This is a genomic window from Bacteroidota bacterium, assembly GCA_016714535.1.
Taxonomy (GTDB): domain Bacteria; phylum Bacteroidota; class Bacteroidia; order AKYH767-A; family OLB10; genus JADKFV01.
This window is the reverse complement of sequence record JADKDR010000015.1, coordinates 36,045-57,450: the sequence shown is the minus strand read 5'-3', so window position 1 is coordinate 57,450 and position 21,406 is coordinate 36,045. Positions and strand designations below refer to the sequence as shown.

Annotated in this window: 20 protein-coding genes and 2 pseudogenes; 13 read left to right on the top strand and 9 right to left on the bottom strand. The window is 37.5% G+C overall.

The window, feature by feature from the left end; translation table 11 throughout:
• Positions 1 to 129: 129 nt before the first annotated feature.
• Both IPO27_17265 and IPO27_17260 read right to left on the bottom strand, forming a co-directional pair.
• Positions 130 to 1,023 carry a 4-hydroxy-3-methylbut-2-enyl diphosphate reductase gene (locus IPO27_17265; GenBank protein MBK8848183.1) on the bottom strand — a complete coding sequence of 298 codons (894 nt, stop codon included), beginning with the start codon at positions 1,021 to 1,023 and terminating at the stop codon, positions 130 to 132.
• Positions 1,024 to 1,755, bottom strand: a complete 732-nt coding sequence (locus tag IPO27_17260) for a (d)CMP kinase (protein ID MBK8848182.1) — start codon at positions 1,753 to 1,755, stop codon at positions 1,024 to 1,026.
• 243 nt (positions 1,756 to 1,998) lie between these two features.
• Here IPO27_17260 and IPO27_17255 point away from each other — a divergent pair, with 243 nt between their 5' ends.
• The 5 genes from IPO27_17255 to rpmH all read left to right on the top strand — a co-directional run bounded on the left by IPO27_17255 (position 1,999) and on the right by rpmH (position 5,844).
• Positions 1,999 to 3,102, top strand: coding sequence for a Re/Si-specific NAD(P)(+) transhydrogenase subunit alpha (locus IPO27_17255; protein ID MBK8848181.1), 1,104 nt, complete (start codon positions 1,999 to 2,001; stop codon positions 3,100 to 3,102).
• Positions 3,103 to 3,114: 12 nt separating this feature from the next.
• The gene (locus IPO27_17250; GenBank protein MBK8848180.1) at positions 3,115 to 3,423 is read left to right on the top strand and encodes an NAD(P) transhydrogenase subunit alpha; all 309 of its coding nucleotides are present in this window, start codon (positions 3,115 to 3,117) and stop codon (positions 3,421 to 3,423) included.
• Positions 3,424 to 3,470: 47 nt separating this feature from the next.
• On the top strand, positions 3,471 to 4,871 hold the full coding sequence (locus IPO27_17245) for an NAD(P)(+) transhydrogenase (Re/Si-specific) subunit beta (protein MBK8848179.1): 1,401 nt from the start codon (positions 3,471 to 3,473) through the stop codon (positions 4,869 to 4,871).
• Positions 4,872 to 4,886: 15 nt separating this feature from the next.
• Entirely contained in the window at positions 4,887 to 5,519 is a 633-nt protein-coding gene (gene rsmG / locus IPO27_17240; protein MBK8848178.1) for a 16S rRNA (guanine(527)-N(7))-methyltransferase RsmG, read from the top strand.
• Between the two features lie 166 nt (positions 5,520 to 5,685).
• Positions 5,686 to 5,844, top strand: coding sequence for a 50S ribosomal protein L34 (rpmH, locus tag IPO27_17235; GenBank protein ID MBK8848177.1), 159 nt, complete (start codon positions 5,686 to 5,688; stop codon positions 5,842 to 5,844).
• Between the two features lie 165 nt (positions 5,845 to 6,009).
• Here the strand turns inward: rpmH and IPO27_17230 are convergent, their stop codons facing one another.
• Complete coding sequence (locus IPO27_17230; GenBank protein ID MBK8848176.1) at positions 6,010 to 6,633, bottom strand: ATP-binding protein; 624 nt, start codon at positions 6,631 to 6,633, stop codon at positions 6,010 to 6,012.
• Between the two features lie 230 nt (positions 6,634 to 6,863).
• Here IPO27_17230 and IPO27_17225 point away from each other — a divergent pair, with 230 nt between their 5' ends.
• The 3 genes from IPO27_17225 to IPO27_17215 are packed head-to-tail and all read left to right on the top strand — an operon-like array spanning position 6,864 to position 9,134.
• The gene (locus tag IPO27_17225) at positions 6,864 to 7,808 is read left to right on the top strand and encodes an ATP-binding cassette domain-containing protein (GenBank protein MBK8848175.1); all 945 of its coding nucleotides are present in this window, start codon (positions 6,864 to 6,866) and stop codon (positions 7,806 to 7,808) included.
• Positions 7,801 to 8,799, top strand: a complete 999-nt coding sequence (locus tag IPO27_17220) for an ABC transporter permease (GenBank protein ID MBK8848174.1) — start codon at positions 7,801 to 7,803, stop codon at positions 8,797 to 8,799. The genes IPO27_17225 and IPO27_17220 overlap by 8 nt, the downstream gene beginning before the upstream one ends.
• The gene (locus IPO27_17215; protein ID MBK8848173.1) at positions 8,706 to 9,134 is read left to right on the top strand and encodes an ABC transporter permease; all 429 of its coding nucleotides are present in this window, start codon (positions 8,706 to 8,708) and stop codon (positions 9,132 to 9,134) included. Before IPO27_17220 ends, IPO27_17215 begins: the two co-directional genes overlap by 94 nt.
• 35 nt (positions 9,135 to 9,169) lie before the next feature.
• Here IPO27_17215 and IPO27_17210 read toward each other — a convergent pair whose 3' ends face one another.
• Genes IPO27_17210 through IPO27_17200 form a run of 3 tightly spaced genes read right to left on the bottom strand, consistent with a single transcriptional unit; the run spans position 9,170 to position 13,351 of the window.
• The gene (locus tag IPO27_17210) at positions 9,170 to 11,254 is read right to left on the bottom strand and encodes a PKD domain-containing protein (protein MBK8848172.1); all 2,085 of its coding nucleotides are present in this window, start codon (positions 11,252 to 11,254) and stop codon (positions 9,170 to 9,172) included.
• A gap of 14 nt (positions 11,255 to 11,268) precedes the next feature.
• Positions 11,269 to 12,921, bottom strand: a complete 1,653-nt coding sequence (locus tag IPO27_17205; GenBank protein ID MBK8848171.1) for a PKD domain-containing protein — start codon at positions 12,919 to 12,921, stop codon at positions 11,269 to 11,271.
• A gap of 7 nt (positions 12,922 to 12,928) precedes the next feature.
• Positions 12,929 to 13,351 (bottom strand): hypothetical protein, encoded by a 423-nt coding sequence (locus IPO27_17200; GenBank protein MBK8848170.1) that lies wholly within the window; start codon positions 13,349 to 13,351, stop codon positions 12,929 to 12,931.
• Between the two features lie 340 nt (positions 13,352 to 13,691).
• Here IPO27_17200 and IPO27_17195 point away from each other — a divergent pair, with 340 nt between their 5' ends.
• From IPO27_17195 to IPO27_17180, 4 genes and pseudogenes are all read left to right on the top strand, one after another.
• On the top strand, positions 13,692 to 14,600 hold the full coding sequence (locus tag IPO27_17195) for an ABC transporter ATP-binding protein (protein MBK8848169.1): 909 nt from the start codon (positions 13,692 to 13,694) through the stop codon (positions 14,598 to 14,600).
• Positions 14,601 to 14,608: 8 nt separating this feature from the next.
• Complete coding sequence (locus IPO27_17190) at positions 14,609 to 15,451, top strand: ABC transporter permease subunit (protein MBK8848168.1); 843 nt, start codon at positions 14,609 to 14,611, stop codon at positions 15,449 to 15,451.
• 1 nt (position 15,452) lies between these two features.
• Positions 15,453 to 16,148 carry a hypothetical protein gene (locus tag IPO27_17185; protein ID MBK8848167.1) on the top strand — a complete coding sequence of 232 codons (696 nt, stop codon included), beginning with the start codon at positions 15,453 to 15,455 and terminating at the stop codon, positions 16,146 to 16,148.
• A gap of 2 nt (positions 16,149 to 16,150) precedes the next feature.
• A pseudogene (locus tag IPO27_17180) lies at positions 16,151 to 16,929 on the top strand (TIGR02757 family protein).
• A 51-nt stretch (positions 16,930 to 16,980) separates the two neighbouring features.
• Here the strand turns inward: IPO27_17180 and IPO27_17175 are convergent.
• Together IPO27_17175 and IPO27_17170 are read right to left on the bottom strand one after the other, a co-directional pair.
• Entirely contained in the window at positions 16,981 to 18,171 is a 1,191-nt protein-coding gene (locus tag IPO27_17175) for a trypsin-like peptidase domain-containing protein (protein MBK8848166.1), read from the bottom strand.
• 24 nt (positions 18,172 to 18,195) lie between these two features.
• Positions 18,196 to 18,699, bottom strand: coding sequence for a sigma-70 family RNA polymerase sigma factor (locus tag IPO27_17170; GenBank protein ID MBK8848165.1), 504 nt, complete (start codon positions 18,697 to 18,699; stop codon positions 18,196 to 18,198).
• 200 nt (positions 18,700 to 18,899) lie between these two features.
• Between IPO27_17170 and IPO27_17165 the strand changes: the two genes are divergently transcribed.
• Complete coding sequence (locus tag IPO27_17165) at positions 18,900 to 19,094, top strand: hypothetical protein (protein ID MBK8848164.1); 195 nt, start codon at positions 18,900 to 18,902, stop codon at positions 19,092 to 19,094.
• Between the two features lie 151 nt (positions 19,095 to 19,245).
• Here IPO27_17165 and IPO27_17160 read toward each other — a convergent pair.
• A pseudogene (locus tag IPO27_17160) lies at positions 19,246 to 21,359 on the bottom strand (bi-domain-containing oxidoreductase).
• Between the last annotated feature and the right edge of the window lie 47 nt (positions 21,360 to 21,406).

Genomic DNA, 21,406 nt, shown 5'->3' with positions numbered 1-21,406 from the left:
AAAACACGATGGGACATTAAGAGTCGCAGAAAAAATAATAACTACTTATAGAATAACTTCAGAGAACCTAGCCAAAAGCTAGAATTAAAATTGACTCTGCTGTAGCAACATGTTGAATACCTTATTGACCTAAGTTGTTGTAGCTGAAAAATTTGCAGAAATGGCCTTTTCTATTTCTTCCATCAGCCACATAGGGGTGCTGGTAGCACCGCATATACCAACTGTATTGGCATTATCAAATAGAGCATAGTCCAAATCCTCAATAGTTGAAATAAAATAACTTCTTGGGTTTTCTTCTTTACAAACGTTATATAATACTTTGCCGTTGCTGCTTTTTTTCCCACTTACAAATATGATCACGTCATATTGTTTAGCAAATTTTCGCAAGCGTGGTTCGCGATTACTTACCTGCCTGCATAGGGTATCATTACTTGTGAAATTATCTTGCGTAATTATTCCATTTACTTCTAAAATGCGCTCTCCTATTTTGGCTTTCATATGTTCGAAGCCTGCCGTGCTTTTGGTAGTTTGTGAAAAAAACTGAATTGGCAATCTAAAATCAACTTTATCAAGATCATCTTCATTCCGAACTAAGATAGCCTTGCCTTCGGTTTGTCCAATTAAACCATTTACTTCAGCATGATTCTCTTCACCATAAATTACAATCTGCCCGTTATTTTGTTCCATTTCTTCAAAACCATCTCGCACCCTATATTGTAATTTGAGCACTACCGGACAAGAAGCATCTATAAGTTCTATATTATTTTTAATGGCGGTTTCATAAGTAGAAGGTGGCTCACCATGTGCCCTTAATAACACTTTGCAATCTTTTAAATCTTGAAGTTGAGTGTGGTCTATAATTTTTAAGCCTTTTCGGGTTAAGCGCTCTACCTCCATGTTATTATGAACAATATCGCCTAAACAATAAAGTGTTCCTGTTTTATCCAACTCTTGCTCAGCGAGTTGAATGGCGTAAACAACACCAAAGCAAAAACCAGACTCATTATCAATTGTAACTTTCATTTATAAAGCGGTTATTTTTTTTCCAATTATGTTTTCGGCATAGCTTAAAACAAAGTCAACCTGTTCTTCTTCGTTCAAGAGCGTGTTATCAAGCAATATAGCGTCTGCTGCTTTTATTAGTGGACTTTCAGTTCGATGACTATCTTCGTAATCGCGCGAATCGAGGTTGTTATAAATCTGATCGTAGGTGATTGCTACACCTTTATTTATGAGCTCATTGTATCTGCGCATGGCGCGTACACCAATATCAGCTGTCATAAATATTTTTAAATCAGCGTTGGGAAATACGGTAGTACCAATATCCCTACCATCCATTACAAGCCCACCATTTTTACCATATTCCTGTTGAATAAAAACAAGATGCTTGCGTACTTCTCTAATAGCACTTACATGACTCACATTTTCACTAACAGGCATTTCACGAATTTGTTTTTCAATCTTCTCATCATTTAGATAAATTTCTGATTGCCGGGTAGTATTATTGAAACGGAATTCGATAAAAATATTATTTAAGATTTCGTTATAATTATTGTGGTGCAACTGTTCCACTTCTCCCGGTTGGGGAATATCAATGTGATTTTTTAAAAAATAATACGTAACTGCCCTATACATTGCTCCACTATCCACATATTTTAATCCTAACTTACGAGAAATAGCTTTTGCCAAAGTGCTTTTTCCGCAAGATGAGTAGCCGTCAATGGCTATAATAATGTTATCTAATTGATTGGACATTAATAAGGATGCAGCAAATATAGCTGATTTTAGATTGATATGCTTCAGCTAGTGAATGAGCTTATAAACTTTATTTTTGTTTTTTGTAAATAGTGATGGAATGATTTTACAATTTATAAGTGTATTGCATTTTTAATCACATAAGTAATTAAGTAATTGCCAAAAAATGTTTTCTTTGCCCCCCGACAAAAATCAGACACTTCGATTTTTTAATAAAACCTAACAAAATAACTATAAGTATATATGATAGTTGGTGTTGCCAAAGAAACCAAGGAACGCGAAAAACGAGTTGCCTTAACTCCTGAGGTAGTAAAGTCGCTGGTAACAGCCGGATACATCGTTCAAGTTGAAAGTGGAGCAGGCGAGGGTGCATCGTACAGCAACGAAATGTATGTAGCCGCAGGAGCCTCCATAGCAAATCGTAATGCAGTTTTTGGTAATTCGGATGTATTATTAAAAGTAAATCCTGCCGAAGTATCGGACATTGCCTTAATGAAACCCGAAGCTGTCTATATCAGCTTTATGTTTGCAGGAATAAACAAAGAACTTATTGAAGCAGGTGCTAAGCAAGGTATTACCATGTTTTCGGTAGATGCTATACCCCGTATATCAAGGGCACAGAAGATGGATGCTCTCTCTTCACAAAGTAATCTGGCAGGTTATAAAACCGTATTGCTTGGGGCTAATTATTTAGGTAAAATATTTCCAATGTTAATGACCGCTGCAGGAACCATAAAACCAAGCCGAGTTGTTATTATGGGTGCCGGTGTAGCCGGGTTACAAGCCATTGCAACTGCTAAGCGCCTTGGTGCCATTGTAGAGGTTAGTGATATAAGACCCGAAACAAAAGAGCAAGTAGAATCTTTGGGTGGAAAATTTATTGAAGTTAAAGGTGATGATAGTGTAAAAACTGGCGGTGGTTATGTAACATCAGTTTCAGAAGAGTTTCTGAAAAAACAACAAGAATTGCTTTATAAGCACATTACGCAAGCCGATCTGGTAATTACTACTGCATTAATTCCCGGCAAAAAAGCGCCTGTGTTGGTAACAGAAGAAATGGTAAAAAATATGCGCCCCGGATCGGTAGTTGTTGATATGGCTGTTGAGCAAGGTGGTAATTGCCCGTTGAGCGAGCTTAATAAAGTTGTTACTAAGCATGGTGTAATTATAGTTGGCGAGTCAAACATGCCAAGTTTATTGCCAATGAATGCCAGCGATTTGTATGCAAAAAATATTCAAACGTTCCTGTTACATCTTAGCAACAAAGATGGATTTAAGTATGAAATGGAAGAAGAAATTACCAAAGGCTCTTGCATCGTACTTAAAGGTAAATCACAGATAAATTAAATTTCCTAAAATATGAAAGAAACTTTAGAATTCATCAGCAGCAACATGCCTATGATATACATCGTAATCCTGAGTATATTCGTGGGAGTTGAAGTAATTGGTGGCGTTCCGTCTGTATTGCACACCCCTTTGATGAGCGGTGCCAATGCAATACACGGTGTAGTCATAGTAGGTGCTATTATTGTAATGTTGAATGTGGATACAAGTAACATCCTTGCGCTTGCGCTTGGAACAATTGCGGTATTCCTTGGAACATTAAATGTAGTTGGAGGTTTTGTTGTTACCGACAGAATGTTGGAGATGTTTAAAAAGAAAAAGTAATCAGAGGTTAGTAAACAAGTAATAAAGCGTTTATCGAAATAATCCAAATGGAAAAAAAGTATTTTCTTGATATTATATATTTAATTGCCTCAATAACATTTATTATTGGGCTAAAAATGATGGGCAATGCCAAGTCAGCTCGAAATGGTAACCTATATGCTGCTGCAGGTATGACCTTAGCCATTCTTGGTACAATTTTTCTTCACGAAGGCGAAGTTCCCATGTTGGTATATGCGCTTATTTTTGGAGCAATTGCAGTAGGAACAATTGTAGGTTGGCTTACTGCCAAAAGGGTGTTAATGACCAAGATGCCTGAGCTTGTTTCACTCTTCAATGGAATGGGCGGTGCCTGTGCCGCATTGATATCGCTTATCGAATTTAAGCACAATCATGAAATGGGGGCAGGGTTTGGTATCATGCTTAGCATTGTTCTTGGTTTAATAATCGGTTCTGTTTCATTTTCGGGAAGTATCATTGCTTTTATGAAATTAAATGGCACATTAAGTAAAGCAATCCGACTGCCGAGTTATAATATTCTGAATAACGTCTTTATGCTGGCTACCCTTGCTATGGGAGGTTACATTATTATGAGTCATGAATTACCAGGCATTGCAATTTGGGTTTTGTTTTTAATGTCGTTGTTGTATGGAGTATTGTTTGTAATTCCCATTGGTGGAGCAGATATGCCTGTGGTAATTTCTTTGTTAAATTCATTTACTGGTTTGGCAGCAGCTACTGGTGGTTTCTTATACGGAAATCAGGCAATGCTAACCGGAGGTATACTTGTTGGTAGCGCTGGAACTATACTAACTTTTGCTATGTGTAAAGCCATGAATAGACCGTTGAGCAATGTTATTTTCGGTGCATTTGGCGGAAGCACTGCAAGTACCGAAAGCAGCAGTGGTATTAAAGGTAACATTAAGGATATAACAACAACCGATTTAGCTGTGCTTATGAATTACTCTAAAAAGGTAATTATTGTTCCTGGTTACGGGCTGGCTGTAGCACAGGCTCAACACGTGATACATGAACTTGAAAATATTTTGGAAGAAAGAGGAGTGGATGTTAAATATGCCATACATCCCGTAGCTGGGCGTATGCCGGGCCACATGAATGTATTGCTGGCTGAGTCCAATGTAGACTATGGTAAACTTGTTGAAATGGAAGACATCAACCCCGAGTTTAGCACAACTGATGTGGTGTTGGTGGTAGGTGCGAATGATGTAGTAAATCCTGCCGCAAAAAATGACAAGTCTTCGCCTATATACGGAATGCCTATACTTGATGTAGAAAATGCTCAAAACATAATCGTAAACAAACGGAGTATGAATGCCGGTTATGCAGGAATTGAAAATGAGTTGTTTTATAATCCAAAAACGAGCATGCTATTTGGTGATGCTAAAAAAGCACTGACTGAATTAGTCAACGAATTAAAATCGATGGATTAATACTTTTTAAAACCATTGACTGATTTACATCTATTAACTAAATACTTTCCTCAACTTACTAAGGAACAATTAGCGTTATTTAATAACCTGCACGACCAAATTATTTTTTGGAATGAGCGCATTAATTTGATCTCGCGTAAAGACACATCCAACATTGTGTTGCATCATATATTACATAGCCTTGCTATTGCTAAGTATATTAAATTTGAAAGCAATGCAACTGTTTTAGATATAGGCACGGGAGGTGGTTTTCCCGGATTGCCATTGGCAATATTTTTTCCAAACACGCATTTTCATTTAGTCGATTCAATTGCAAAAAAAATAATGTGTGTTAGCGAAATAATTAAGGCATTGGAATTAACGAATTGTGAGGCTGAATGCATACGTGCCGAAAAATTGCAAAATCAATATGAGTTTGTTGTAACACGCGCTGTGGCCACAATGAGTGATTTGAATAAATGGACCACAACAAGTCTTAAAAGGAAACCGCTGCATGCCAGGCCTAATGGAATCATTGCATTAAAGGGAGGAGCTTTGGAAGAACTTGAACATTTTCAAGCTAAAAATTTGGAAGTCAAGAATTTATCTGACTATTTTGAAGAAGAATTTTTCGCTACTAAAAAGCTTGTTTACTTGCCCAGACTTTAATTAGATAGTTATAAACTATTTTCGGCTGATTACCTAAGAAGCTGATTATCTGTCATTTACGAAATTTAATAATTATTTTGAAAATTTCCCTTTCAAAATGAGGCGGATTATTTACATTTGCATCCGTATTGAAATAGAAAACTGGTAAAATAAATAGACTCAAAAAATGAAAAGGACCTTTCAGCCATCAAACAGAAAAAGAAGAAACAAGCATGGATTTCGCCTCCGTATGGCTTCAGCAAATGGGCGTAGAGTAATTTCAGCTCGCAGAGCTCGTGGAAGAAAAAAACTTTCAGTGAGTGACGAGACTTCTAACCAGAAGTAATAATTTTTGGAAGATTTAGTTACGTGTATATTTAAAGGCTGCAGACTTAATTGGATGTAGCCTTTTTTCTTTTTAAATAGTTAACTGTAACAAAAAAACTTTTACATCAACCTTTATTTTCAAGTATGCGAAGAGTATTAAGTTTCTTTAGCATCATAAATGGTTTCAACTAAGCGTATAAAAGGGTGTTTTCTCATGGGTATGTTCACGAATTACTCCAACCGATATCAGATTAACCATCAGCTTAGTTGCACGCCATCTGCTAATATTTATTAGTTTACAATATTGCTTTAAGGTGATGCGATCGTTTTTTGATAGATATTCGAGTAATGCTTTTTCTTTGCTACTAAACTCTATGATTAGTGGTTTATCGTTTGAAGATTTCCGTAGCACATCAACAGTTACTTTGCTTGCCAGAAGCGATTGATCTTTTACACGAATGTAAACCCACCATTTATCATCTTCACCTTTTGATGCATAGGGCTTTTCTTTTCCTTCAGGTATATAAGCTTCTAACACTATCTTGCCTTGTATTTGCCATTCTTTTATCTCAATTTTAATTTCGGGTTTGCAATAAAAATTGGCTGCCAAATCAAGCATATATTTTTCTTCTTCACTTCTGATACCTGCAATTGTTTTATCATCGCGCACACCGATCAGTAAGCAGCCTCCTTTATGGTTAGCAAACGAAACCATTGTTTTAGCAATCTTATAGGCACTTGTAATCTCCTTTTTGTAATCGAGCGTATCGCTCTCTCCTGGGGCAATTATCTTAAACAAAGGATGCATGATGCAAGAATAACAAAGTTATTCTTGTATATAAAGATTCACTGCAATTTAAGTCAACATCAATTTTAATTAATACAAACAGAAAAGAAAGACACATTTTTGCAAAAAGATAGTCAGGCAGTTGTTCATCACCGGGCAGCATACATTACTATGTTAATGATGTAACAAAATAATTAGCTATTAATCTGAATGGAGTATTCAATAAATATACATTTGCAAAAAAATAGTGCATGAACATACTTGATATAAGGGAACTATATAAGCGGTACGAAAGCCATACTGCTCTTGATAATGTTTCACTGGAAATACCAGCCGGAAAAGTATATGGATTATTAGGCCCAAACGGAGCCGGCAAAACTTCGTTGATTAGAATAATCAATCAGATTACTGCCCCAGATAGTGGTACGGTTTTATTTGAAGGCAAACCATTGTCACCAGATACAATTAGTCAAATAGGCTATATGCCCGAAGAACGCGGACTTTACAAAAAAATGGAAGTAGGCGAGCATGCTATTTACCTGGCGCAATTAAAGGGCATGAGCCGCAGCACGGCTGTTGCTGAACTTAGAACCTGGTTTGAAAAAATGGATATGCGTGGTTGGTGGAAAAAGAAAATTGAAGAATTATCGAAAGGTATGGCTCAAAAAATTCAATTTATTACTACCGTAGTTCACAAGCCAAATTTGCTTATACTTGATGAACCATTTACCGGATTTGATCCAATAAACGCTAATATAGTAAAGGACGAACTATTGGAATTGCAGCGCAATGGAACATCCATTGTGCTAAGCACACATCGCATGGAATCGGTTGAGGAGTTGTGTTCGCATATTGCATTAATCAATAAGTCGAAAGTAGTTTTGCATGGTGCTGTTAAGGATATTCGTAAACAATACAAAGCCGATTCTTACACATTGCATTATGAAGGAAGCAAAATAGCATTGGCTAATTCGCTGTGGGCCGGTTTCGAATTGCTCGATAACAAACAAACTGAAGAAGGGAATTTTGCAACCATTAAAATGCTTGATGGAGCAAGGCCTAACGATTTGCTTCAGGCATTGTTACCATCTGTAGAAATAAAATCTTTTAATGAACATATTCCCAGCATGAATGATATTTTTATAACCGTTGTAGGAGAGTCTAACACTAACGCAACATTGCAAAATAATGAATAAAATACTTCTCATAATTAAGCGTGAGTATCTTACACGAGTTCGTAAGCGCTCCTTTATCATCATGACACTGCTTGGGCCTTTGCTCATGGGTGCTATTATTCCAATAAGCATTTATATTCAAAGCAGTGGTGGCGATGAAAAAACTAATATTATTGTTATAGATAATAGCAGAGAAGCGTTGTATGCGCGCCAGTTATCCTTTAATAATAAAGATGGGGTAATACAGTACTATCCGGATACATCTTCTATTGAACAAGCAAAAAAGTCTTTCAACCCTGAAATATATTACGGTCTGCTTTATATTTTTAACACAGCTGGTGATAGTGTTTCATACGAGCTGTTTACACCCAAGTTAGCAAGTATGTCAAAGGTAGAATCTATCAGATCGTCAATTCAGAAAATTGCTGATGAAGATGCGTTGGTTAAAAATGATATAGACCCAATGTTACTTGCTGCCCTCAAGCAAAAAGTAAAACTAAAACAAACCAGTTTTATAAATTCGGAAAATAGCAGCACCAATGCCACGTTAACCTCTATTCTTGCTTTCGTTTCGGGTATTTTGATTTACATGTTTATTTTTATTTATGGCGCACAAGTAATGCGAGGGGTAATGGAAGAAAAATCCAGCCGTATAGTTGAGGTAATTATGTCATCAGTAAAACCATTCCAGCTTATGATGGGAAAGATATTGGGAATTGCAATGGTTGCCCTTACTCAGTTTATTCTTTGGGCGCTACTAACATTTGGTGTTGCCGCAGTTTCCATTTCATTTATGGCCGACAAAATGGGAACGAGCAAAGAAGCCATGGCCAAGCAAGTGGGTTCGCAACAACCTGCCATGGGCAATAATCCGATGGTAAATGCAGATCATTTAGAAGAAAATGAAATTGTAAAAACATACAAGCCTATGATTTTAAAAGCATTGGGCTTGCGTTTATATTTTACTTTCTGTTTGGCTATTTACTATATGCATCGCTATTTGCTGCCGTAGGTGCTGCAGTAGATGCCGAAACGGATGTGCAGCAATTTATGCTGCCAATTACAATACCTCTGATTTTTGCATATATAGCTGCAGCAGCAGTGATGCAAAATCCTGATAGCCCTCTTGGATTCTGGTGTAGCATTTTCCCATTTACATCGCCCATAGTAATGATGGTGCGCATGCCATTTGAACCACCTGCATGGCAAATAGCTTTAAGCATGGCACTGCTAGCCGTAACGTTTGTATTGATTACCTTACTAGCTGCAAAAATTTATCGCACCGGCATTTTAATGTATGGTAAAAAAGTAACTTGGAAGGAATTATTCAAGTGGATGAGATATTAATCAAACAGTGATTAATATTCAAACTCATATTTCTTTTATTTTTGAATAATCAGTTTATAGCTGAATACCGAATTTTGTGTTTCGAGCTTAACAAAGCACACACCTTGATATAGTGGCATTTCAATTGTTTCAAAGCCGCTATTCAAATTGTACATCACTCGTTTAATTTCTCTACCTATTTCATCATAAATAATTACTTTAGATAAAGGTGAATTGGCTTTAATCACAATGGCATTAAATGAGGAATTATAAAACAAAAACGGATTACCATTAACTAATTCAGGAAGAGATACTGTTGATGTGAACACTGTGGATGCAACCGCACAGCTGTTGCTATCAGTAATTACTACATAATATTGCCCGGCTATGGTTGGCACAAAAAAGCTATCAGTACTTAATACAAGATTTGGATTATTTACATTAAACCAAGCATAGCCCACATTAGTTGCATTGCAATACAATGTATCGTTACTGCTTGTAATGGTTGGCTGTGGTGGTAGTTGAAACTCATTAATAAAATTAGTGAAGAGCACCGTGTCGCAGCCGGCAGCATTGCATGCAATTAACTGCACATCAAAAGCTCCATAGTTATTATAACAAATTCCGGTTGGATTCTGATCGGTAGAGGATGAAGGCGAAGCTCCTGTAAATGTCCATTGCCACGAGGTTGGATTAAATTGCGATTGATCGTAGAAGTCAATACATTTTTTATCACAAAAAAGTGTGTCGCTGCACGAAAGGTTGGCTATGACAGACGAACATGTTTTTATTTCTATTGGAAAAAAAGTAGTGTCGCTAAAAGGTGCAAAAAGAAATGCTCTTATTAACTGCACATTATAATTACCGGGTGCTGTATAAACGTGCGATGCGGTAGCGGTATATGCAAAATTATTTGGGCCTGAACCGGGGTCATCAAAATTCCATTGAAAACTTACATAATTTACCGAGTCGTAAGCAGTAAAAAGAGTGGTGTCGCCAAGGCAAAATTTTTCGATATCAATAAATTGAAAAATATGGGCGCTAACGCAAGGCAAACCATACTGACTGCTGCCGGTAGGGCCAAGAAAAATTGCTGAATCGTTATAATTACATCCTACGCCAAGAACATTAGGATTTTCAATTGCTGCAAGGTGGGTGGAAGGATTTCGTGCCCAGTAAATTTTAGCATCAGGAGCTAATTGTAAGGTTCCCGAAAAAACTGCTGATACTCCCGTACCCACAATGGTATATTTGGTACTATTAATTAAAGCAGTTGTTGGTTGAGTTAAATCATACTGATATATTTCAAATAAATTATAATCGGAACCATAAAGAATTTTCGCATCTGGCGAAAATTCAACAGAGTATGAACCTGATGAATTAAAGTTTACATCTAATTGTTGTGGGTTGGACGGAATACCTGTAAGGTTGTCGAAATCATACAGCCAAATTTGGTTAGGCTCTCCCAATGCAAAAGCAAGTCGTGCAGCATTTGGAGAAAATTTCATGCCTCCTAAAAAAGCTATACCTGTATTGACCATAGGTATCATGCTGGTGATAACGGGGACATTTATTATTCCTGTGGGGGTTAACTGATATGCATAAAATGAATTGCCGGGAAAGTCGTGCGACATAATCCACAAATCAATTCCATTACCATGTCTGCATGCAGCAACACGCTCAGAAGTTGGTGTATACAGTTGAACATTTTTTGTAGTAACGCCTCCTAAGCCACCATTAAGGGTCATGTCTACAATTGAATAGGAGAAGCCATTGCCACCTCCAAATCCATCAGTTGTAAAAACATAAAATAAATCAGAACTGCCCGGTTGACGCACTGCTAAAACCGACTGTGTGCTTGAATTATTTCCTAACAGGCCAGTTCCATTGGCCATTGTATTATGGTTTTTATTCCAGATGGTTTGTCCATCGCTATAGAAAAGCAAGTCGCCATTTGCATCTGCCATGCTTGTGCAACCTTCAAATTGATTCATTGAACTGGGAGAAATTACTACCGGTGAGCCTGAATTAAAATCCAAAGCGGCATTTGTTCCGAAGTACCATTTATTGGCTTCTTTCTGAGCTTGTAAGTTATAGCTTACTAGTAAAAGTAAGCAATAGATTAAATTTTGCGTTCTCATTATATTTATATTTATTATTTAGAAATTAATTTGAGTTTTATTGATTGGTCGTTGTATAAAAGTTGTGCAATGCAAGTTTGATTATACGTTGGAATAGTAGCTATATACTTATTCACACTTTCAGGAATGTTTACTTCCGACAGTTTTCTTCCGGTGATATCGTAAATAATAAGCAAAGCATTTTCCATAACACCTGCTGTATTTTCAACAATCAATTGCCCCAATTCCATGTTATAATTCATGCTAATGTTATCTTGTGTTATTTCCATCACTCCAACTGAGGAGCTAAAAACATTAGATGCCACTGCGCAATTATTACTATCTGTAATAACAACATAATATTGACCTGCCAGGGTTGGCGCAAAAAAGTTGGTTGTGCTCAACACAAGATTTGGATTGGTAACATTGTACCATGCAAAGCTTACATTAGTTGCATTGCAATACAAGGTATCGTTACTGCTGGTTACCGTTGGTTGTAGTGGTAGTTGAAACTCGTTAATGAAATTGGCAAACAATACCGTGTCACAACCTGCTGCATTGCAGGCAATAAGTTGCACATCAAATGCACCATAATTATTATAACAGATTCCTGAAGGATTCTGATCGGTAGATGATGATGGCGAGGCTCCGGTAAAAGTCCATTGCCAGGATGTTGGATTAAACTGCGACTGATCGAAAAAGTCGATGCATTGCTTATCGCAAAACAAAGTATCGCTGCATGATAAATTAGCAATTACCGAAGAGCAAGTTTTAATTTCAATATCAAAAGTAGCAGTATCGCTAAATGGGGCAACAAATAAGCCCCGAATTAATTGAACGGTGTAATTTCCAGGTGCGCTGTAATAATGCGATGTAGAAGCATTATATGAAACATTGAGGGGGCCCGAACCGGGATCACCAAAATCCCATTGAAAAGCAAAATAACTTAACGAGTCGCTTACTAAAAAAGTAGTGGTATCTCCAATACAAAACTTGTCTATCAAAACTTGTTGGTAAACACTTTGATTAAGATTAGGTAACCCATAGATACACGTACCTCCATTTAAAAACAATCCACTGTCGGCATAGTTGCATCCTGCCCCATATACATCGGGATTATTTACTACTGCCAGCCATGTGCAGGTATTACGGGTCATGTAAATTTTTCCATCAGGTGCTAATTGTAATCCACCTGTATAGGAGCTACCCATAGGTAAAACCGGAATATCAATACGTGTAGCATCTATGGTTGCTGCAACACCGGAGGTTAAATCCCATTGAAAAAACTTAAAAGGAATTTCTGAAGTACCATAAAGAACATTTCCATTTGGGGAAAACTCAATACCATAGGCCCCCTCGAAGTTTCCGGTAGATTGCAGCTGAATAGGATTAGCGAGTATTCCTGTTGCACGATCAAAATCGAATAGCCAAAAGTAATCAGGATTACTAACTGCCATGCCAACACGGTTGCCCTGTGATGAGAATTTTAAATTCCCTAAAAAATCAAGTCCGGAACCATTAAAAACCGGTCCTATTGTGGAGTTTACTGTACCCGGAGCCAATCCGGTTTGTGTAAGCAAATGCGCGATAAAAGTACCACTATAGCTCTCGTGAGAAAGTATCCAAATGTCTACTCCATTGGCATGCGTGCAAGCAGTAACACGCTCGGTGGTTGGCGTATATAACAATTGATTTTTATTGTAACAGCTCCAAGCCCCCGTTTTGCGTCATATCAACCACATTATATTGCAACCCATTGCCACCGTTGAATCCATCAGTTGTAAAAATATAATAAGTAGTGGTGGTTCCCGGTTGACGCACGATTAACGCACTTTGTGTTGATGATGCGTTGCCGCCAAGCCCAACACCATTGGCCATGGTTACATGCGTATTATCCCATACGGTTGAGCCATCTGTGTAAAACAAAAGGTTGCCTGCATCATCGCTGATACTGCTACATCCTTCGGCCTGACACATGGCACTATTTGACAGAACTACCGGAACACCGGAGTTAAAATCAATTGCTGAATTACAGCCAAAATACCAATGATTGGCATATTTCTGCGACTGGGCTGATACAAAAAGAAAAATAAAGAATAACGTAAGTTTTGATTTCATAGAATATTAGATTTTGTTTTATTTGAAATAACCATTTTGCACTTTACTTGTTAGGCTAATTATATTTGATTAAAATTTTCAGTTAAGCTTTTCGTTGGTCACCAGGTTAAAATATAGAAATCAAGTTTTACAAGGAATATCTCCAAACTTTATTGATAAATGAATTTACTTTGTCCCTCGGGTTTTGTTCCAATTTGTCTTATTTACTGATGATAAATTTCTTACTAAAACCTGACTTATATTTTTAACTGTTTTTAAGAGTTTTGGCTAAAGTAATTATGTTTTATCAAAGTATAAAGTTTTTTCTGATAAACAGATTCGTAAATAAAGGTAAACGAAAATGGAAGAGGTAATTTTAGTAAATGATATCAGCAAACACTTTAACAAGTTTGTGGCTGTTGACAGCCTAAGTTTTACTGTTAACAAAGGAGATGTATTCGGTTTCCTTGGCCCTAATGGTGCAGGCAAAAGTACCACCATGCGTATGATGCTTGGTTTGATATATCCAACGTATGGATCTATTAAAATTCTAGGGCAAGAAATGCCTTCGAAACGAACAAGCGTGCTAGGTAAGATAGGGGCAATAATTGAAAAACCAGATTTTTATAAAACCTTTTCTGCAGCTAAAAACATTGAAATTTTTGCGCGCCTGAGCGGTGTGCATATAAGTAAAAAGCAAATTTACGAAATGCTTGACTTTGTTGGCCTACACGGAAGATACGAAGATAAAGTAAAGTCCTTTTCGCATGGAATGAAACAGAGATTAGGTATAGCACAGGCTCTCATACATGATCCTGAAATTATTGTACTTGATGAGCCAACCACCGGCCTCGATCCGCAAGGAATAATTGATATACGAAACCTTATTAATCATTTGGCGCAAGAAAAGGGCAAGACCGTTTTGCTTTCATCGCATTTATTAAGTGAAATAGAATTAACTGCCACACGAATGATTATTATTAATAATGGAAAAAAAATTCTGGAAGGAGATGTGAAAGAGTTACTCACCAACAGCGTATATTCAGTAAAGATGGAAATTGATAGTATGGAGCTAGCACAATCAACTTGGAGTAATTCTGCAGGTCAATTACCGGCATTAAGCATTGCAGAAAATGTTATTTCATTTTCTGCAGAAAAAAATCAGGTAGCTGCAATAAACAAACTGATGAATGAAGCGGGAGTAAATGTTTACAGCATTACGTATCAGCGACCATTAGAAGAATTATTTTTACGAATAACAAAAAATTAAATAGAATGATGTGGCTAACTGTGCTTCGACTTGAGATATATAAAATTTTTGCCCGTCCGCGCAGCTATATTGCCTTTGGGGCTATAGGTGTTATTGCAGCTATCATACATTTTGCTATGTATAGCGATGGTAGAAACTACATAGAAATGTTTACACAAACCCTGGAGCAATCTTTCGTAATAGAAGGCAACATACTTAATGGTAACACCATCTGTTTTATTATTTTGCAAATGCTGATAGTGCATGTGCCACTATTAATATCGTTGGTTACCGGTGATTTAATGTCGGGCGAAAGTGATTCAGGAACATTACGCTTAATGATGTTGAAACCGGTAAGCCGGCTTTCTATACTTACTGCTAAATTTACTGCAGGACAAATTTACATCCTAGCGGTGCTGTTATTTTTTGCCTTTGTTTCTTTGATTGTTGGTAGACTAATTTTTGGAGTAGGCGATTTAATTGTTCTGAAAACCGAAGAAATAACTGTATTGCAGGCTGGCGATATAACCTGGCGTTTTATTGCAGCATTGGGTGTGGCCTTTGTCGCATTAAGTATGGTTGCTGCTATTTCTTTCGCCCTCTCGTGCTTTGCAAATAATTCAATTGCACCCATTATCATTACCATGGCATTTATTATTCTAAGTACCATCATAGCCGCGCTAGATTTGCCTTCGCTCAAGTTTATGCACCCGTATTTATTCACAACACATATGGCCTCATGGCGATTGCTTTTTGATAGCCCTGTACCAATGCCGGATTTATACAATTCGTTGGCGATTTTATTATTTTATATTTTGTTATCGTTTTCAATTGGTGCCGCACATTTTCTTAAAAAAGATATTTTAGTATAACATGAAACATAAACTCCTTATTATTTTGTTTGGTTTGCTTGCCCTCTCGCTCAGCAGTATGGCACAGGCTGGCCCTGAACTGATTGAACAGGTAAGAAAAAGGTTTGCTACCGTAATTGATTATCAGGCCAAGGCTATTATTAAAACTGATGTTACTTTTATTAAAATATTGCCTGTTAATGCAAATGTATATTACAAAAAGCCTGATAAAATGCATATAGAAACAAAGGGTATTGCACTCATGCCAAAACAAGGACATGGGTATTTATTTACCTCGCTATTACAGAATAAGCAGTTTTTAATAGTAGACGCTGGTGAACAGATTTTTGAAAATAAAAAACTGAAGCAAGTCAAGCTTATACCGGTAGACGATACTTCGGATATTGTATTAGGAACCCTGATGATTGATCCACTTACATTATTGATACATAAAGCACGAATTACTTCTAAAAGCAATGGCACGGTTGATATGCAGTTTACCTATGGAAAATATTCAGAATATCTTTTGCCTGATATGTTAACGATTGAAATGGATGTAGCTAAATTTAAAATACCAAAAGCGCTTGCAGGTGATTTGGAATCAGGTACAGCAAAAAAAACAAACGATAAATCAAACAAACGTGGCAAGGTTGTTATTACCTACAAGGAATATATTATTAATAAGGGCCTGGCAGATTCTATTTTTAGAAAAAAGTAAGAATGGATGAGCAACTCGAATACGATGAGCTATTTGAACTGCTCGAAAAAAACTATTTAAAATACAACCGAAAAGATTTTATTGAGCTCGATCCAATTAGCATTCCTCATTTATTTACCAATAAACAAGATATTGAAATATCAGGATTGTTGACTGCTACCTTAAGTTGGGGACAACGAAAAACAATTATCTCCAACGCAACTTCACTCATGCGACTAATGGATTTTAACCCGCATCAATTTATCTTGCACCACACTACAAATGATTTAAAGTCACTTGCAACTTTCAAGCACCGGACATTTAATGGTATAGATGCTTTGCAATTTATTGTCGCACTGCAATCTTTTTATAAAAAATTCCCAAGCCTTGAAGGTTATTTTGTACAAAAGCTTGAAAGTAATCGGGATATGACCAACGCTTTAGCTTCATTTAAAACAGATTTTGTGGCAGCAATGTCACTTAAGCGAAGTGCCAAGCATCTTGGCAATCCTAACAGTAATAGCACTGCTAAACGCATGTGTATGTTTTTGCGATGGATGGTGCGTAAGGATAGTCAAGGCGTTGACTTGGGTATATGGCAACAAGTGTCGCCTGCCTTATTGTATTTGCCACTAGATGTGCATACAAGCAGAGTAGGGCGTAGGCTTGGTATACTGCAACGTGTACAAAATGACTGGAAGGCGGTAGATGAAATTACCAACGCATTGAAAAATTTGATAGCAACGATCCGATTAAATATGACTTTGCTTTATTCGGTTTGGGTGTGGATGGCGTTATATGAAAAAGGCATACAAAAAATTGTATGCCCATCATTTATTCTGATATTGATTTTTTAATTATCAACCCTTACTTCGAAAATACAAGGTTTTACGGTATTTATTTGTTGCACACGATTTTGACGAGCAAGCATATATTTATATTTTTTGCTTAACCCGTTATACGACCAGGTATTATCCAGTTTGTTTAGTATTTGGGTAATGTAGGCTGACTTTACGGCAAAGGCAGCACCTTCTATATTGTCTTGCTTGGCACTTATTAATCCTACCACATTGCCTTGCTCATCAAACACAGGTCCACCGCTATTGCCGGGATTAAGCGGAACAGAAATTTGATAAGCTAATGTATCGTCATTAAATCCTGACATGGAGCTAATAACACCTTCTCCATAAACTAAATCAGTACGCGGGTATCCTAAAGTAAATACTTTTTGCCCTAACTGTGCACTAGCATTAAAGATATTATAGGGAACAAAGGGTAGCGCATCGAATGTACTATCCTGAATTTTCAAAATAGCAAAATCGGTTGCAGGATCACTAAACACCACTGTGGCATCATAGCCAAAGCCGTTATTAGCAACCTGTAATTTGTGTGCATCTTTTATAACATGGAAACTGGTAGCAACATAACCCTGACCAGATAAGAGGAATCCTGTTCCACCAAATTTAGCAATCGTAGCAGGTCTTTTTTCAGCGCCACTTTGGCTCACCTTATTTATTTTACTGTCTAAGGACTTTTGTGATTGGCGAATTTTTTCTAAATCCTTCTTCAAAGCTATATAGCCACTATTGCCGGAATTACGGCTATCTAAATATGTGGAAATACCAATGGTGCTGAGTATACTAAATACTGCAACCGAAGCGGCTACAGCAAAATGCTTTTTATTTCGTTGCCAGAAAGTAATTGATAAATTATTGTTTTCAGGTGCTGCTACCGGAGTTTTAAACTCAATAGTTTTAGGTGCTTCAGCAACGGTCTTAGGTACTTCAGTAACAGGCTTACTAATTTCAATTTTTGCACTGCTAGTACCAGCAAACTCACTATGCCAGGCTTGCATTTGCATTTTAGTTCTTTCTTTAGCTGCATAGTCAAGCATCGATTGGTGCACTAGTATATACTCGTTCACTATTTGGGCTAAATAAGTATTCTGGTGAATTTTGAGTTCAAAGGCCTCAACTTCCTCTTTGCTCATAGAGCCAATAAGGTAGCGTTCGGTCAATTCAATAATGCTGTTGTCTGTGTTCATCTTCTTCTGTTTATCCCCCCTGTGTTATTCGTTTGTTTTCTTGAGATCGAAAAAAAGTTTTTTCAATCGATTCATGCATTTATAGCGTTGCGTTTTTACGGTATCTGTATTAGCATATCCAAAGGCTTCTTGTATGTAAGTCATACTTTTTTCTTCAATATAAAATGCATGAAGAAGACTATGACATGGTTCACCTATTTGAGTCATCACTTGCGTCATAATACTATAATGTAAGTTTTTCTCTTTTTCGTCTATGCCAGGCTCTTCAAGAATGGTATATTCCTCTATTTCGGTAACCTGCATTACATTTATTCTTTTCTTTTTCAACTGTGTTAACCACAAGTTGCGACAAAGGCTATAGAGATACGTTTTTAACTTACAATTTAGTATCAAAGAACGCGCATTAATCTTGTCAAACAGTGCTATTACACCATCCTGATAAATGTCCTTGGCTTCATCTTCGCTTCCGCCATTTTGAGTTACAAGTCTCATTATCATTGGATAATGTTCCTTGTAAAAAGATTTCATTGCAGTAGAATCCCCCTCGCGGATTCTTTCCATAATCAAATCATCACTGCCCGCCACTGTATTATATGCTATCAATTAATATTCGTTTTAAGTAAAAGTAACCCGCTGGCAAAAAAAATATTTTTTTTAATCTTATGGGTTACCTTTTTTTCTTTTTGGTATAAAGGTTAAGTTTAACAAATAAAAAGACTATTTAAAAAATGAAAAATCTTGTAAAATTATTCGCTGCTGCATTTGTTGTATCATTTGCTGTAGCTTGTGGAAACACTGCTGAAAACGCTGCTAACGCTGTAGATTCTACTGCTGCTGCTGCTACTGAAACTGTTAACGAAGCTGCTGCTGTTGTTGATTCAGCTGCTGCTACTGTTGATTCACGCTGCTACTGCTGTTGTTGATTCAGCTGCTAACACTGCTGGTGCTGCGGTTGATGCTGCTAAAGAAGCGGTAGGTCATTAATCTGATCACGTAACCAAAGAATGAAAACGAAACCCGACCTAGGTCGGGTTTTTTGTTTTCTGCCTTTTGTATCTGCGGTATTTTCACTTACTAAATTACAAAGCTGATTTCGGTGGTCTGAATCATGTCCCATAACTCAATTGGCCACCCAATATCAGCGTTCATAATGGAGTAATGCAGTGATTTTAGTTCTTCCAGTTGCCCTTTGCTGCTAATGGCATCATTCATTTCCTTTAACTTCAGCCCATAACCGTTTAACGATTTGTAATCATCCATAACGATTGACTTTTCATCGAAATGTATTTCCATCAACTCTTTCGCAATGCCTTTATTTCCTACAGAGAAGTATTGGATACTGCATACCGACCCATCTTCATATTTTAATAAAATCGATTTATTGTCTGCGCTTTTGTATTTATCAGTTTGAGGCGAAAGCTGCTCACTGCTAATCGACTTAATTTTACTTCCGGTAAAAAAGTCATCAGGTCAATAATGTGACAGCACTCACCAATTATTCGTCCACCATCGCCATGTATCCAGCTATCATACGGTATGTATCCGGCATTCATTCGGTAATGAATAAGCATGGGGTTATGCCTTAGGTTAGTGTGTTTTTTTATTTCTGAGGCATACTTACTAAAGCGTCTATTGAAACCACACATTAAAACAGGTTTTTCGCCTGGGGTTTTATAAAAATCTTCTATCAATCTAAGTTCGTGGCTTTGTATTGCCAAAGGTTTTTCTACAAATACATGCTTGCCGGCCTGCAAAGCTTGCAAGGCAAGCGTTGCATGACTATCGTGACGGGTGGCAATCATTACCAGGTCTACTTCCTTATCACCAAGTATATCATCTATATTTCCGGTTGCATATTGAGCACTATACTGATCGGCTATTGCTTTTGCTTTACTGCCTGTGCGGCTCATTACTGCATGCAGTTTGTATTGACTGCTCAGGTTTTTCATATTCGGTAAGTGCATGCCTGTTGCAAAATTGCCTGCACCTATCAATGCCACATTCAATACTTTTTTATTGGCAGCATATTTTTTAACGGTAACCCTATACGATTCCTTTGAAGGCGAAACTATTTCGTTGCCATAATCAAGCAATACGATAATGGGTTTTTCGGTTTGCTGCAAGGAGTCGAATGCTTGCTCAACCGAGTCGATGTGATACACTCCATTTATCATGGGTTTCAGGTTGATTTTGCCCTCGTGCACCATGCGTAGGTATTCTGTCATGTTGCGGTTCTCTGTCCAGCGCACGTAAGCATAAGGGTAATCCATGCCGCGCTCTTCGTAGCTGGCATCATAACGGCCGGGGCCGTATGAAGTAGAAATCAGAAAATCCAACTCTTTGGCATACATATCGCCACGATTAATTTCCATTCCAACCACGCCCACCAATACCACACGCCCTTTTCGTCTGCACATCTTAAATGATTGCGACAATGGTTCGCTACTTGATGTGGCCGCAGTAAATAATACCGCATCGGCTCCATAACCATTAGTAAACTGATCTACAGCTTTTAATACATCGGTCTTTGAAGGGTTAACTACTTCGTCAGCACCAAGTTCTTTGGCAATAGCTAAACGCTTTTCATCAAGGTCAGTTACCAGCGTGCGTATGCCGCTGTTGCGCAACATTTGCATGGCAAGTAAACCAAGAATTCCTGCACCTACTACCACACAATATTCGCCTATACGTAAGTCTGCTCTACGCACTCCCTGCATGGCAATGCCTCCTAAAGTAACCGTGCTGGCATGGGCCATGTACATGCCTTGTGGTACTTTCATACACAAGTTAACCGGTACATCAACAAACTCTGCATGATTTGCTATTCCGGCTCCGGCAGCTGCAACTTTATCTCCCGGCTCAAACCCTTCGACACCCACACCTACGGCTAGCACAACTCCCGAAATACTATATCCTGTTGGTTTACCAGCATCTAAAACCCCTTTTACGCGCAGGTATGTTTTTTCGATGCCGTTACTTTTTACAAAATCAATCAACTTACGCACTTCTTCAGGTTGTTCAAGGGCACGCTTTATAATTGATTTCTTGCTGGTTTGCACACTGGTTAATTCGGTTCCGGCCGATATACAACTGTTTACCACCTTTATCAACACGCAACCATCACTCACCACTGGTGCCGGTACTTTCTCACCAATTACTTTTCCTTTTTTTACAAGGGCTTGTATCACTTCTTTCTGATTTATTTTTGAACCGATGCAAAAGTATGTTTTTGGTA

Excerpts from the sequence above, each read along its gene's own strand:
- IPO27_17190 (MBK8848168.1), top strand. The coding sequence starts at position 14,609 with ATGTGGCTAACTGTGCTTCGACTTGAGATATATAAAATTTTTGCCCGT.
- rpmH (MBK8848177.1), top strand. The coding sequence starts at position 5,686 with ATGAAAAGGACCTTTCAGCCATCAAACAGAAAAAGAAGAAACAAGCAT.
- IPO27_17230 (MBK8848176.1), bottom strand. The coding sequence starts at position 6,633 with ATGCATCCTTTGTTTAAGATAATTGCCCCAGGAGAGAGCGATACGCTC.
- IPO27_17220 (MBK8848174.1), top strand. The coding sequence starts at position 7,801 with ATGAATAAAATACTTCTCATAATTAAGCGTGAGTATCTTACACGAGTT.
- IPO27_17265 (MBK8848183.1), bottom strand. The coding sequence starts at position 1,023 with ATGAAAGTTACAATTGATAATGAGTCTGGTTTTTGCTTTGGTGTTGTT.
- IPO27_17195 (MBK8848169.1), top strand. The coding sequence starts at position 13,692 with ATGGAAGAGGTAATTTTAGTAAATGATATCAGCAAACACTTTAACAAG.
- IPO27_17185 (MBK8848167.1), top strand. The coding sequence starts at position 15,453 with ATGAAACATAAACTCCTTATTATTTTGTTTGGTTTGCTTGCCCTCTCG.
- IPO27_17250 (MBK8848180.1), top strand. The coding sequence starts at position 3,115 with ATGAAAGAAACTTTAGAATTCATCAGCAGCAACATGCCTATGATATAC.
- IPO27_17260 (MBK8848182.1), bottom strand. The coding sequence starts at position 1,755 with ATGTCCAATCAATTAGATAACATTATTATAGCCATTGACGGCTACTCA.
- IPO27_17165 (MBK8848164.1), top strand. The coding sequence starts at position 18,900 with ATGAAAAATCTTGTAAAATTATTCGCTGCTGCATTTGTTGTATCATTT.
- IPO27_17210 (MBK8848172.1), bottom strand. The coding sequence starts at position 11,254 with ATGAGAACGCAAAATTTAATCTATTGCTTACTTTTACTAGTAAGCTAT.
- IPO27_17200 (MBK8848170.1), bottom strand. The coding sequence starts at position 13,351 with ATGAAATCAAAACTTACGTTATTCTTTATTTTTCTTTTTGTATCAGCC.
- IPO27_17245 (MBK8848179.1), top strand. The coding sequence starts at position 3,471 with ATGGAAAAAAAGTATTTTCTTGATATTATATATTTAATTGCCTCAATA.
- IPO27_17175 (MBK8848166.1), bottom strand. The coding sequence starts at position 18,171 with ATGAACACAGACAACAGCATTATTGAATTGACCGAACGCTACCTTATT.
- IPO27_17255 (MBK8848181.1), top strand. The coding sequence starts at position 1,999 with ATGATAGTTGGTGTTGCCAAAGAAACCAAGGAACGCGAAAAACGAGTT.
- IPO27_17170 (MBK8848165.1), bottom strand. The coding sequence starts at position 18,699 with ATGAAATCTTTTTACAAGGAACATTATCCAATGATAATGAGACTTGTA.
- IPO27_17225 (MBK8848175.1), top strand. The coding sequence starts at position 6,864 with ATGAACATACTTGATATAAGGGAACTATATAAGCGGTACGAAAGCCAT.